9 protein-coding genes are annotated in these 13,682 nt (G+C 43.6%); 4 read left to right on the top strand and 5 right to left on the bottom strand.

The annotated features are described in order from the left end of the window. Window positions 1–228 precede the first annotated feature (228 nt). Together AB4Z08_RS27715 and AB4Z08_RS27710 are read right to left on the bottom strand one after the other, a co-directional pair. Window positions 229–1,026 (bottom strand): FkbM family methyltransferase, encoded by a 798-nt coding sequence (locus AB4Z08_RS27715; protein ID WP_441577038.1) that lies wholly within the window; start codon window positions 1,024–1,026, stop codon window positions 229–231. Window positions 1,027–1,164: 138 nt separating this feature from the next. Next, entirely contained in the window at window positions 1,165–2,685 is a 1,521-nt protein-coding gene (locus tag AB4Z08_RS27710) for a GNAT family N-acetyltransferase (protein WP_441577037.1), read from the bottom strand. A 177-nt stretch (window positions 2,686–2,862) separates the two neighbouring features. Between AB4Z08_RS27710 and AB4Z08_RS27705 the strand changes: the two genes are divergently transcribed. Further along, a complete protein-coding gene (locus AB4Z08_RS27705) occupies window positions 2,863–4,065 on the top strand; it encodes a glycosyltransferase (protein ID WP_441577036.1) in 1,203 nt (400 codons plus the stop codon). Window positions 4,066–4,067: 2 nt separating this feature from the next. After that, window positions 4,068–4,682, top strand: a complete 615-nt coding sequence (locus tag AB4Z08_RS27700) for an acyltransferase (RefSeq protein ID WP_441577035.1) — start codon at window positions 4,068–4,070, stop codon at window positions 4,680–4,682. On the opposite strand, the gene AB4Z08_RS27695 is transcribed toward AB4Z08_RS27700, so the two are convergent. Further along, window positions 4,679–9,034 (bottom strand): PKD domain-containing protein, encoded by a 4,356-nt coding sequence (locus AB4Z08_RS27695; protein ID WP_441577034.1) that lies wholly within the window; start codon window positions 9,032–9,034, stop codon window positions 4,679–4,681. The two genes, AB4Z08_RS27700 and AB4Z08_RS27695, sit on opposite strands and share 4 nt — an antisense overlap. Before the next feature lie 475 nt (window positions 9,035–9,509). On the opposite strand from AB4Z08_RS27695, the gene AB4Z08_RS27690 reads away from it, so the two are divergent. Then, on the top strand, window positions 9,510–10,850 hold the full coding sequence (locus AB4Z08_RS27690) for a lipopolysaccharide biosynthesis protein (RefSeq protein WP_441577033.1): 1,341 nt from the start codon (window positions 9,510–9,512) through the stop codon (window positions 10,848–10,850). A 10-nt stretch (window positions 10,851–10,860) separates the two neighbouring features. Then, the gene (locus AB4Z08_RS27685) at window positions 10,861–11,721 is read left to right on the top strand and encodes a beta-1,6-N-acetylglucosaminyltransferase (protein WP_441577032.1); all 861 of its coding nucleotides are present in this window, start codon (window positions 10,861–10,863) and stop codon (window positions 11,719–11,721) included. Between the two features lie 41 nt (window positions 11,722–11,762). On the opposite strand, the gene AB4Z08_RS27680 is transcribed toward AB4Z08_RS27685, so the two are convergent. Then, window positions 11,763–12,533: a class I SAM-dependent methyltransferase gene (locus tag AB4Z08_RS27680; RefSeq protein WP_441577031.1), complete on the bottom strand. Its 771-nt coding sequence runs from the start codon at window positions 12,531–12,533 to the stop codon at window positions 11,763–11,765. A gap of 21 nt (window positions 12,534–12,554) precedes the next feature. Next, window positions 12,555–13,682 (bottom strand): glycosyltransferase family 4 protein, encoded by a 1,128-nt coding sequence (locus AB4Z08_RS27675; protein WP_441577030.1) that lies wholly within the window; start codon window positions 13,680–13,682, stop codon window positions 12,555–12,557.

Below are 13,682 nucleotides of genomic sequence, written 5' to 3'. Positions count from 1 at the left end.
CATTCTTAAAGAATCAATTTAAGTAATTCCTATTGATATCTGTTAATCAATAATTTATATGAGGGAAAATAGCACTGAAACGGATCAATGACAAGTCGTTTGCTTTCGTTATGTATATAAATAATATACCATCCATTTTCCGGTTATTTGGGTGGTTTTCCTTCACAAAATGCGAAGGCAACACGTCCATTAAAACGTATTGCCCTTAACAAAAACAGTTACCGGTATTTATTTTTTGATGGCGAGGTAATTAAACTCATCGAGTCTTTCAAAAGTAAAATCAGCTAATGAGCTTAATTTATCGTTTACAGTATTGTCCCCTTCATAACGTTCAAAAATAATACGAAGCTGAGGTGTTTGTTGGATGAATTGCCTGGCTCCTTCCAGCACTTCCGTTTCCATTCCTTCCACATCCAGTTTTACAACCAGTTGGCTGCCGGGGGCAAATCCAAGTTCCGGTAGCAGATCATCCAGTTTCTCGATGGGAATATTTCCACCTTCTTTGTTATCGCGGTCTATATAACTCGAGCCTGTAACAGTGCTCATAATATTGAAGTTTACCTTTTCCTGGTGACTACCAAGGCCACAGGCAAAGAGCTTTACTTTGCTGCCTACATTATTCAGCTTTATATTCTCTTCCACCGCTTTAAAATTAACTGGTTCAAAAGCAACACAGGACACTCCCAGACCACCCAGCCAGATATCATACTCACCTATGCAGGCGCCGATATCAATAAACCCATCCAGTTTGCCCTGATCCAGTTGTTGTTTCAGGTAGTTACGGACTCGTTTCTCATAAGCATAGTTAATGAACTGAAAATCGGTTGTACCTGCCCTTATCCTGAAAAGCCCTAATGCAGATGTGGCCTGCCAGCCCTTCTGCGTAGGTTTGTTTAATAATACCAGCTTAAGGGAAGCCTGGAGGGATTTCCAGTCGTTATGCCGGATATACTCACTAAAGTAGGCCAGGTACTGTTTGTATTTGGAAAGATTTCTCCAGGAGGGATAATAGGCTGCATCTTTCATAACCGGGGAGTTTACTTAAATCTACAAATAAAAAAGGGAAGCTGCAATCCCTTCTGTATTGCAACTTTCCTTGTTTACTAACTTTTATGTTCCTGAAAAACTATTCCCGAAAATGTATGACCAGTAACTACCTGGTAATCACTTTTTCTTCCATTTTACTTCGTAAAGATCTTTACGCATATCTTTTTTTGTCTGCACACTTCCAAACGCATGCAATTCTTTTAAAAGCACAAGATCCACATCGGCGATGACCACCATTTCTGTATTAGGAGTAGATTCTGCTTTGATGCCTGTTACCGGAAACGCAAAATCTGAGGGTGTAAATACCGAAGATTGTGCGTATTGTAAATCCATGTTATTTACTTTGGGCAGGTTACCAATACAACCAGCAATGGCTACATAACATTCATTTTCAACGGCCCTTGCCTGTGCACAAAAGCGTACGCGGTTATATGCATGCTGCGTATCTGTCATAAAAGGAACAAAAAGGATCTGCATCCCCTGTTCGGCCAGGATACGTGAAGGCTCCGGGAACTCCACGTCATAGCAGATCTGTATTCCTATCTTACCACAATCTGTGTCAAACACTTTTATCTCACTTCCACCTTTAATCCCCCAGGCCGACACTTCTCCGGGTGTTGGGTGGATTTTGATATATTGCTCATAAGTTCCGTCCCGACGGCACAGATAAGAGATATTATACAGGACTTCGTCAATTACGATGGGCATGCTCCCGGAAATGATATTCACATTGTAGGCAACTGCATGCTGCTGGAAAATTTCCCGCAACTTATCGGTGTACTTTGCTACCCCCCTGATCGCTCCCGCAGGATCCATCTGGTTAAATTCCTTCATCAGCGGAGAGTTGAACAATTCGGGGAATACCACGAAGTCTGACCCATAGTCACTCACCGCATCAATGAAATATTCAACCTGTTGCAGAAACCCTTCCAGGCTGCCATAATCCCGCATCTGCCACTGCACCAACCCAATACGTACTGTAGATTTATTATAGCGGATGGTATCCAGGTCTTTCTCATAGTAAATATTAAACCACTGCAGCAAGGTGGCAAACCCCATAGACGCCTCATCATTCGGCAAATAATTTTTAAGTATTTTCTTTACGGTAAAATCATTGGAGAACTGAAAAGTTAACGTAGGATCATAGATCTCCCGGTCCTGCACTTTTTCTATATACTCCCTGGGTGACAAACGTTCGGCATACTTTTCATAATTGGGAATACGGCCACCAGCTACAATCCCCTGTAAATTCAGTTGTTCACAGAGATTTTTACGTGCATCATACAAACGCCGGGCAAGTCGCTTACCCCGGTAGTCAGGATGCACAAATACTTCAATGCCGTACAATATATCTCCCTTTGGATTATGGGTATTAAAAGTATAATAACCAGTGATCTGCTCATAAGTATGACTATCCCCGAACTTCTCGTAGTCTACAATAATGGCCAGAGCGCACCCTACCACTTTGTCATTCACCGTTACCGCAATCTGACCTTCAGGGAAAAGTGTGATCAGCCTTTGTATGGTGGGCTCTCTCCAATAGCTGCCGGCCATATCTGCATAGGCAGACACCATAGATTCTTTCAGGTCCAGGTAGTCCTCTACCGTGAGTGTCCTGATTTCAATTGTTTCCGACATAGAATGATTTTCTGTTTTTAATTAAAACTCAGTCCCTTAGTGACTTGTTCAATAATATTGATTTTTTTATTTAAATTGCGGATTAATTTAACGACTGCAATAATTTAACCATACCCCAGGTAAACCTATTACCAAATATTACCTTTACTCAAACCGATACACTTAGACCTTACTACTGTGCCTTTAATCCAAAACAGAGATATAGTTATTATAGGGCTTCAACAATGGTATACCGCTATTGGCAGCAACTGTAAAAACATTGCGCAGGAGTTTGCGCGGCATAACCGGGTGTTATATATAAACGCTCCATTAGACAGACGTACTATTTTAAACGGGAAAGGAGATCCGCATGTGCAGTATCACCTTGACACTAAAGATAAAAAAGTACCTTCCATTGTGCCGATTGGCGACAATCTATGGAACTTCTACCCTTCCGTTGTGCTGGAATCCATTAACTGGCTACCCTTTACCCCCCTGTTCTCCTGGTTTAACAGGCGTAATAACCGGAAGTTCGCTGATAGCATCAGAGAAGCGGTGACAGCAATGAATTTCAAAGACATCATCCTGTTTAATGACAATGATATATTCCGGGGATACTACCTGAAGGAGTTACTTCAACCGGAAAAGTATGTTTATTACAGCAGAGACTATCTGCTGGGGGTACCTTACTGGCAAAAACATGGATTGCAACTGGAACCCCGTCATATTGCCAAAGCCGATGTGGCAGTGGCAAATTCACTGTACCTGGCGGAAATGCTGCAAAAGTATAATCCTTCCAGTTACTATGTTGGCCAGGGGTGTGATTTACAACTTTTTGATGCCGATATAAAACATCCGGTTCCAACTGATATTCCTGTTGGAAAGGGACCTGTAATAGGTTATGTAGGTGCGCTTAAATCACTGCGACTGGACATCAGCATCCTGCTTAAAATAGCCAGGGAGCGCCCCGGGTGGCAAGTGGTACTCGTGGGGCCGGAAGATGAAGACTTCCTCCAATCGGATCTGCACCAGCTTCCGAATGTTCATTTCACCGGGAAAAAGGATATCTCCGTACTTCCAGCTTATGTGCAGTCCTTTGACGTGTGCATCAATCCACAAGTCCTGAATACTGTCACTGTTGGCAACTACCCTTTAAAAATTGATGAATATCTGGCAATGGGAAAACCTGTTGTAGCGACTGCCACCAAAACGATGGAATTATTCAAAGATTATGTATACCTCGCTGCCACACCAGATCATTATATTCCACTGATAGAAAAAGCTTTATCTGAGCGTTCCGGTTCTTTGGCAGCAGAACGCATACAATTTGCAGGTACTCATACCTGGGAAAATTCCGTGACGGCAATTTACCAGGCCATATTAAACACCAGCGGCCATTAATTATGACTATCATAGACAACATAAAACAACGTCCCGGCCTGAAAAAACTGGCTTTATACCTGCTGATGCCTAAAAATCAGGCGCGCCCCCGTAAATGGGTTCAATGGTTTGTCAACCCATTCAAGCATAAAAAGGGAAAGGGCTCTCTGATAAGAAGACGCACCAGGATAGATGTACTTCCTTTTAATACGTTTATACTTGGCCGTTATTCAACCATTGAGGATTTTGCAACCGTCAATAACGGAATGGGAGCAGTCATCATCGGCGACCATACCAGAATAGGAATTGGAAATGTTGTCATTGGTCCTGTACGTATAGGCGATAATGTTATACTGGCACAAAACATTGTATTATCGGGACTTAACCACGGTTATACCGATCCCAATGTACCTATCGCGCTACAGCCCTGCTCTGTAGCCGAAATAGTAGTGGAAGATGATTGCTGGATTGGCGCCAACAGCGTTATCACTGCAGGTGTAACTATTGGACGCCATTCCGTTGTAGCAGGTGGTAGTGTAGTTACCAAAAACGTTCCCCCTTATACGGTAGTAGCCGGCAATCCTGCCCGCCCTATCCGCCAATACCAACCTGCAACCGGTACCTGGGAAAAAATCTAATTGGTGACCTTGACAAAATGCCCGGTCCAACGGAAACTATCACCTTCTCCTTTCACCTCCATCAGATAATACCCGGTAGGCATGTTAGTGATGTTGATGTCCGTCTGGAATGATTCACCGATGGTATACCTGATATTCTGATGTAGTCTTCCTTTCACATCAAAAATACGCACCTGCAAAGGAGCAGTACCTTTCCGCACCACATGCAGGCGGATATAGCTCACAGCCGGATTAGGAAAAATACGGGCAGAGTCCTCTACATGAAGATCCTGACTTGATGCGATTACTGTAACATGAAAGAGAGTCGAAGCAGTAGCGCCCAGATTATCCGTTACAAGGAGCTGGAATTTATAATCCCCTACCTTCAGGCTTTTGATCAGGGTTTGCGCGCGGTCAGGGTTTATAATTTCCGCCGTTGCCGGCCCGGATACCTGCGACCATGTATATGTCTTAATGCTTCCATCTGTATCATAGGAAGCAGTACCGTCTGCAAAAACTGCTTCTATTGGAAGTTGTACAATTCTGTCACCGGCAGTTAACGCTACCGGCGGTTTGTTCTCAACTACCGCAGGCAATACTACTACATTTACAGTAGCTGTAGCTGTGGCTTGCTTGTCATCCGTTACTGTCAGCTGGTAAGTGTAAGTACCTGCTACCAGATTACTGATGCTGGTCTTAACCTGGCCTGCTGCAGCAAGATTTCCACCGGCAGGACCAGCAGTTTTCTGCCACAACCACGTCGTAATTTGTCCGTCCGGATCGCTGGAAGCGCTTCCATCCAGTGAGGCAGTGTTAACGGGTAGCTGAACCTGGATATTATTACCGGCGTTGGCTACCGGCGGTTTGTTTGGTTCAACCGCTGCCAATACGATTACGTTTACACTGGCACTACTGCTTGCACCTGAATTATCTGTTACTGTCAGCTGAAAAGTATAGGTACCTTCCTGCAGATTACTCACATTCGTTTTTGAGGACCCGGATGCAGAAAGATCGCCGCCGGCTGGGCCAGCAGTCTTCTTCCACAACCAGGTAGTAATTTGTCCATCTGCATCGGTAGAACTGCTTCCATCCAACGAGGTGCTATTCACTGGTAACTGAATCTGAATATTATTGCCGGCATTGGCTACCGGTGGTTTGTTTTGCTGAACTGCCGCCAGTACTACTACGTTTACACTGGCACTGCTGCTGGCGCCTGAATCGTCCGTTACTGTCAGCTGAAAAGTATACGTACCTTCCTGCAGATTATCTGCATTCGTTTTAGCTGCCCCGGCTGCTGTAAGATCACCGCCGGCTGGGCCAGCAGTCTTCTTCCACGCCCAGGTAGTAATTTGTCCATCTGCATCAGTAGACCCACTTCCATCCAACGAAGCACTATTCACTGGTAACTGAATCTGAATATTATTGCCGGCATTGGCTACCGGTGGTTTGTTTTGCTGAGCTGCCGCCAGTACCACTACATTTACGCTGGCACTGCTGCTGGCGCCCGAATTGTCTGTTACTGACAGCTGAAAAGTATAAGTACCTTCCTGCAGATTACCCGCATTCGTTTTAGCCGCTCCGGCTGTTGTAAGATCGCCGCCGGCCGGGCCAGCGGTCTTCTTCCATGCCCAGGTAGTAATTTGTCCATCTGCATCAGTAGACCCACTTCCATCCAATGAAGCGGTATTCACTGGTAACTGAATCTGAATATTATTGCCGGCATTGGCTACCGGTGGTTTATTGATGATTGCAGCCAGTACTACTACGTTTACACTGGCAACGCTGGTGGCGCCTGCGTTATCTGTTACTGTAAGCTGAAAGGTATAAGTACCTTCCTGCAGATTACCGGCATTTGTTTTAACCGACCCGGCTGCTGTAAGATCGCCGCCGGCCGGACCAGCAGTCTTCTTCCAGGACCAGGTAGTAATTTGTCCGTCTGCATCGGTTGAACCACTTCCATCCAATGAGGTACTATTTACAGGCAACTGAATCTGGATGTTATTGCCCGCATTGGCTACCGGTGGTTTATTGGCAGCCGGCTTAACGATGACACTCACCCGGGCGGTTCCTGTTAGTCCTTTACTATCTGTAACTGTAAGTTCATATACAAAGGTTCCCTGCGTAAGAGCCGTAATACTTGGTTTAGCTGTATTACCATTAGTAATGATGTCCGCAGCCGGGCCACTTATTTTTTTCCATGCATAGCCCGTGATTGTACTGCCACTTGCTGCTTTGGAGCCTGAGCCGTCGAGGGCTACACTATTGACCGGCAGGGTAATAGTAATATTGCTTCCGGCATTTGCCAGTGGCGGTGAGCTGGTTCCTGCTTTCAGTTCAAAAGCACCCACATCATATTTTACCTGCTGCGGGCGGGAGGTGCTATCATAGTCCGTATTCAAATTAAAGTCACTCATATCCCGGCCTGCATCTACCGCTGAAGATGTTGGCAGCAGGTGATAATTTTTGCTGGCACTATCTACAAAATTGGCGGCAGCCTGGTTGGGATAACAGAGGTTATTTGAATACAACAATTTAATAGGCAGGTCTCCTTTTATATACATCCCCCTTACGGGATAGTCATAAGCAGTTCCTTTCTGCACCATCAGGTTGTTATACACCTGGTGTCCGATGGGCGTCTGATACGCAAAGATCTTGATCGCATTCGACCCGTTGTCTGTATTAATAATGGTATTGTTATAAATAACGGCAGCCGGAGGAGGAAAAATATCCGGCGTAGTATTAGCCGGGATTTTATCAGACACATTAATGCCTTCATAATGGATATCTGAGATCACATTATTATAGATCTCACTTACACCAGATCCGAAGATCGTTACTCCTGGCATGTAACCAACCGAAATATTGTTGTTGTAAACTTTGAGGCTCGAACCGGAGCCAACGAGAATGCCGTAGCCTTGCGCGGAATTCTGTGACATGCCATAGTTTACAATCCTGTTATTAAAAACACGGTTATCCCCGTTTTTTGCCATGGAGATCTGCATCGCATCGCTACCAATGTTTTCGAGATAATTGTCATATACCTGGATGTTTTCTATCCAGTGTGAACGCATATCTGTACAGGTACCTTCTGTCCAGAAATAATGGGTATTACCTATGTAGAAGCCTTCCCATAGTGAGTTCAGGCACTTGATGTGGTGAATTTTCACATTCTTCATCACATAACTTCCTTCCAGGTATTGCGGTTGCGCGCAGGTTTGCAGGGTTTTAGCCTGCAACATGATGCCTCCGTCATGAATAAATATGTTATGTACATCAAAATCGGAGCTACCTACACCAAGGGTCAGACCAAATATCTGTAAGCCGGTAATATTAGTACCATTCAGGTCAAAGCCATATTCATAATTTTTATCTCCGCTACCGCTGATCTCCACAAACCGACAGGTGGGTGCATTAAAAACAGCGGCAGTTCCCTGGTTTTTGACACCCAGTTTTACCTGTCCTCCGCAGTTCGTGATTACAACGGGCTTTGCAGCGGTACCGGTAATATTACCCAAATGAAGATACTCATACTCTCCTGCCGGAATACATAATGTATCACCTGGCTGAACACCCAATGTAGCCATAGCGTTCGGATAGTACATTTCTGCACGTCCGTTGGCGGTGTTGGTCATTGGCACTACAATACGCCGGCCTCCCGTAACAGGTGGTGTTACCACTCCACTTTTGGAGTATTGTAACATCCATTCGTACATATTTTTATTATTTTCTTTATAGGCAGGATCATAGGCCTTCGTCCATGCGTCATGGCCGGAAGCATTGAAAATGGTGACCCTTGCAAGCGGATTTGGTGTTGGTGTACTGGCGTTGATGTCCTTCACCCAGTTAATGGAATAGTCCGGTGGTACGTTGGGATCTACCTGATTATGGAAGGCCCAGATTGGTGTATTGTTGCCCGCGATATTTGCAGCCAGTGTGGTGGTAGGAGGATAATAACCGCAAACAACCGCCGAGGCGGCAAATGCTTTTGCTTCTGCTTTATTTTCGGATAAGGCTCCCCACGCTTCTCCTCCTCCCATACTTAACCCAGTAATATAAATCCGGTCAGCGTCAATATCATATTTTGTAAGCAGGTAATTTTTAAACTTAATTGCATCCGCAGACCCCGGCCAGGTATTGAACTGGGGGGAAATCACTATAAACGAAAAATCCTTGTTGTTGACAGTGAAGGTGGTCGGGAATTTGCCCTGTGCAATTACTTTAGGGAGACCATTATTTAATACTGCTGAAAGGGGTGCACCAGAACTGGCCAGTTCTCCTACTCCATGAAAGAAAATGATAAGGGGATACTTTTTGCCGCTGCCAGGTGTATACCCGGCGGGAAGATATTCATAGAAACCTTTTATGTTGGTCATTGTGGGATCATTGAAAGATCTGGCAGTTTGTACCTGACCAAAGCTCCGGGGGGATCCTAAAAACGACAGAAATAAAATAGCGCCTAGCCTATAAATGCTGCGGCACAAAGGTTGCCTTAGCGATAGCAAAAGGTTAATCATAAAATTATATGGCTTGCAAAGTTTTTAAAAATCTATCCTCATAGTTTCTCCTTAAAAAGTTTCTCAATAGAAAGCTTCCGATATTACAAAGAAAGCTTTTTTTTTAATCACATAATTAAAAAAATTAACATATATGTGCACAATAAATAAAGTATAACTATTTTACATTTATACTTATTTGTTTATTTTCAATTTATGGCGGCCAATCTCTTCTTTTTTTTCGTCGAAAAAAACTACCTTTGCACTTTCAGTATCTGAATAATTGCCCCATTTTTTAAACCTCATCCTATTAAAGACCATGATTTTCACATAATACGATTGTAATTATTGTTTCATGGCTTTTAAGTTTTTATCGGTTTTTCGTAACAGGCATTTTCATTCTCTTCTTGGGAATGTGATAATGGCTTTCTTCAATGTACTCTCTTTTGCACTGCTGGTAAGAATGCTTTCTTTAAGTGCTTTCGGAGAGTGGGTATTATTTCTTGCCACCTATAATATTCTGGATCAGATACGTACAGCTATGTTGCAGTCAGGCATCATCAAGTTCAGCTCAGGAGTTGACGAAGCGGTCAGCAGACAGGTGACAGGAGCTGCCTGGTACATTTCCCTGCTACTTACCCTTTCCTTTATCCTGCTTTCGTTTATTGTATATGTGGTCGCCTTTCCATTATTCAGTCCTACCTGGCATTTCTTCCTGGGATGGTTGGGTATCATGACTTTACTTTCCCTTCCATTTAACTTTGCCACCTGGGTATTACAGGCTGCACACAGATTTGATAAGATTGTACAGATCCGCTTTTTACAGAACGGTTCTTTTCTTGTGTTGCTGGGGGTGTTGTTCTTTTTAAAAGAGGTAAATCTGCATAATGTGTTGTACGCCTATTCATTATCTCTGCTGGCAACGAGTATCTACTGTCTGGCATTCAAATGGACTGCGATAAATAGCATGGCCGCCAGAACCAGGCAGCAAGTGAAGGATTTATACCACTATGGCAGGTTAATAGTAGGCAGTATGGTTTCCTCTTCCCTGCTGAACTACTCTGATAACCTTGTTCTCAGAACAATGCTCAGTCCCACTGCAGTTGCAATCTATAGCATTCCTCAAAAGTTCATGGAAGTAATTGAAATTATCCTGCGGAGTTTTGTCGCCACTTCCCAGCCTACTATTTCGGGAGCTGCCAACAGAAATGACTGGAAGGGAGTATCCTATGCGTTTTGTAAATATACCGGCACAGTCACTATTATGATCATTCCATTTGTAGCAGGACTACTCCTGTTCACCAAACCATTGATCATAATACTGGCAGCAAAAGCGTACCTGCCTGCCACCGATATAGTCAGAATATTCCTGTTATCTGCTATCCTTTATCCTATTGATCGTTTCATTGGGGTAACGTTGGATATGATCAATAAACCGCTGATTAACTTTTACAAGAACCTGCTGAAGCTGGTATTAAATATTGTGCTCGATATTGCGTTGGTGCTGATGTTTGCGGATATACGTGCAGTGGCTATTGCCTCTTCTCTCAACCTGTTATTTGCTGTTATTTTTGGATACTATTTTCTTCGTCGTTCTCTTTCTGATATCAGTATAAAAAGTATCTGGAAAAATGGCTGGCAAGAATGCAAAGGCCTATTGCTAAAAATAAAAATGTTCCGTTTGCAGTACAAATAAATATCCGCACATGAAGCAAGCCTTTATTATACTGAGTCATAAAAATCCGCAACAGTTACGTCGCTTACTGGACAGACTGCAACATCCGGAAATAGATTTTTACATTCACCTGGATGCCAAGTCTGATATCAATGAGTGGCAGATAGCGATGAATTTACCACAGGTGTTTTTTATTGAAAAAAGAGTAGATGTCACCTGGGCAGGATATGGCACTATCCAGGCCGCACTGAACGGCATAGCAGCTATAGTAGCATCTGGTCATCAGTATGGTTTTCTGCACCTCATCAGCGCACAGGATTATCCGCTGGTACATATAAATAAGATACATGATTTTTTTGCCGGCAATCCCGGCCGGCAATTCATGGATATATTACCGGAAGCAGAACTTCAACGCGTAATAACAAAAATAACGTCCTTCCATTTTGAAGATCTCCGTTTGCCGGGTAAATACAAAATTGCCGGATTACTAAATAAGATATTGCCTGCAAGGCGACATCCCCTGGACCTGGAAGTATATGGAGGTTCCCTGTGGTGGAGCCTTACACAGGAATGCGCGGCATGGTGCCTGGCATACGTAAACGCGCATCCTGAACTAAAAAGATTTTATAAGCGTACCTGGGGAGGAGATGAATTCATATTCCAGACCATTATTATGAATGGTCCTTTCAAAAACAGCGTGGAAAATAATTACCTCCGCTATATAGACTGGTCTGAAGGAAAAGCACATCCGAAAACATTTACCTCCGGCGATTTTGACAAAATTACCCGGTCGGGACAACTACTGGCCAGGAAATTTGACCTCGAAAAAACGCCCGACTTACTGGATAAAATTGATAGCACCATCACGGGGCTAAGCATAAAAAAAGGTTGATTCATGGTGAATCAACCTTTTTTATGCAGCATATCTACCCGTCAGTTTACACTTTTCCGCCACAAGGTATTAAAGCCTCCTGTAAAACTATAAGGCAACAGTTCGGCAACCTGGCAATCCAGTGTTTGAAGGAATTTAACTCTTTTGGTAACCAGGGAAAAAGGAAATACATCTTCCACAAAATTGGTTTTTGCAAACTGTACTATTTTAAAGTGGCTGACCTCTGCCAGTTGCTGCAAATCCCTGCGTGTAAAGAACTGCACATGATCAAGATTATCTGCCTGGGATTGTGCGGTAGTACCTTTAAATCCCAATACGCTTTTCACTTTATTGATAGAAGTCCACAAAGCTGGATTATTCCGTGCCTTTAACATTGGGCGGGTCACACACAATTCCCTGGGACCATTACCATTGGGTACCGTCACCACCAATAACCCATCATCTTTTAAGGAAGCATGAATGGTATGCAATAGCAGATGTGGCTGATCCAGATGTTCCAGCACTTCACTGCATATTACCGCATCGTATGTTTCACCCTGTGCAGTCAGCTCCTCTGCACTAATAGCAGCAAACCTTACATTGGAGTAAGTATTACGCTGATTGGCTACCGCAATAGTTTTTTCGCTGATATCTATCCCCAATACCTCATATCCAAACTGCCCGAGATGACGACTGATAACGCCATTACCGCATCCCACATCCAATACTCGGCCTCCATCAGGAATGTTTTTCTTCAAACTGTCTGTAATAAAATTCAGCCGCTTGATATCGGTTATGCGGTTATATTCGTAAGTGATTGCGGTCTTTGTCATATTGAAATTGATAAAGTATTATTATTTGCAAAGCTGCAGGTAAACAGCTGAAATCTTTTCTGTCATTCCGGTTACATTGAAATGCTCCACAATGGCAGCTTTCGCATTTTGTTGTAACTGCAGTCGTAACGTATGGTCCGTGGCCAATTTAACAATCGCAGCGGCCAGTGCGCTGTTATTGCCTGCTGGCACCAGTAATCCATTTTCACCATCCTTCACCGCCTCTTTTGTACCATCTACATCGCTGGCTATAACCGCTTTACCCATTGCCATTGCTTCCAGCACACCAATAGGAAAACCTTCCCATAACGAAGGAAGACAGTAGATATCCGCAGCGTGTAATACAGCCGGAACATCCTGCCGGAAACCATCAAATATTACCTGTTTATCTACATTCAATTCCGTTGCTGCATTCATGGCAGCAGTCTTCAGTTCTCCATCTCCTATCATTAATAACTGTAGATCAGGGACACTTTCAAGTGCTGTGGCAAATGCCTTTACCATGCTTACCGGGTCTTTCTGATAGGTCATACGGGCGATATAACAAATCAGCAGTTTATCTGCCGGAATATTATATGCCGCACGCAGGTCAGGGTAAACAGCATCAGGATTGAACTTTTGCAGATTCACGCCATTCCTTACCACAATACTGCTAAATCCTTTAAAAGCCTTTATGCCTGTTTGCCGATTGGATTCAGAAACACAAATATTCATTTGTGTTTTTCGGGTAATAAACTTTTCTGCAGCGATACGCAAACGTTTGGATAGCGGATGCAGACCGTCGTGAAACGACCATCCATGAATAGTATATACTACCGGCAGGCCCAGGTTGCGCGCTGCCCATAATACATTGGTGTTTGCCCTGGTACCGTGCACATGCACAATATCAATTTGCTGTTCGGCTATAAATTTCTTTACTTTTTTCCATACACTGATATCAAACGCCTTTTCACTGTCAATAACAAATGCAGGAACATTCAAATGCTGCAAAGCTGTTATCATTGGCCCATCTGTAAACGATAGTACAACAGGCTCAAATGTTTCTTTATCCAGTGATGCTACCAGGTCCAACACATGACTCTCTCCCCCGCCAATTTTTCCCTGGCGGATAGTTTCAAGTACTCGTATTTTACCATTTATTTTGTCCAT

The sequence above is a fragment of the Chitinophaga sp. RAB17 genome (genome assembly GCF_052114225.1).
Classification (GTDB): Bacteria; Bacteroidota; Bacteroidia; order Chitinophagales; family Chitinophagaceae; genus Chitinophaga.
This window is presented reverse-complemented; position numbering and strand designations above follow the sequence as displayed.

What these genes read in the sequence shown, in the direction of transcription:
- AB4Z08_RS27685 (WP_441577032.1), top strand. Translation starts at nt 10,861, where the DNA reads ATGAAGCAAGCCTTTATTATACTGAGTCATAAAAATCCGCAACAGTTA.
- AB4Z08_RS27675 (WP_441577030.1), bottom strand. Translation starts at nt 13,682, where the DNA reads ATGGACAAAATAAATGGTAAAATACGAGTACTTGAAACTATCCGCCAG.
- AB4Z08_RS27700 (WP_441577035.1), top strand. Translation starts at nt 4,068, where the DNA reads ATGACTATCATAGACAACATAAAACAACGTCCCGGCCTGAAAAAACTG.
- AB4Z08_RS27695 (WP_441577034.1), bottom strand. Translation starts at nt 9,034, where the DNA reads ATGACCAACATAAAAGGTTTCTATGAATATCTTCCCGCCGGGTATACA.
- AB4Z08_RS27680 (WP_441577031.1), bottom strand. Translation starts at nt 12,533, where the DNA reads ATGACAAAGACCGCAATCACTTACGAATATAACCGCATAACCGATATC.
- AB4Z08_RS27690 (WP_441577033.1), top strand. Translation starts at nt 9,510, where the DNA reads ATGGCTTTTAAGTTTTTATCGGTTTTTCGTAACAGGCATTTTCATTCT.
- AB4Z08_RS27710 (WP_441577037.1), bottom strand. Translation starts at nt 2,685, where the DNA reads ATGTCGGAAACAATTGAAATCAGGACACTCACGGTAGAGGACTACCTG.
- AB4Z08_RS27715 (WP_441577038.1), bottom strand. Translation starts at nt 1,026, where the DNA reads ATGAAAGATGCAGCCTATTATCCCTCCTGGAGAAATCTTTCCAAATAC.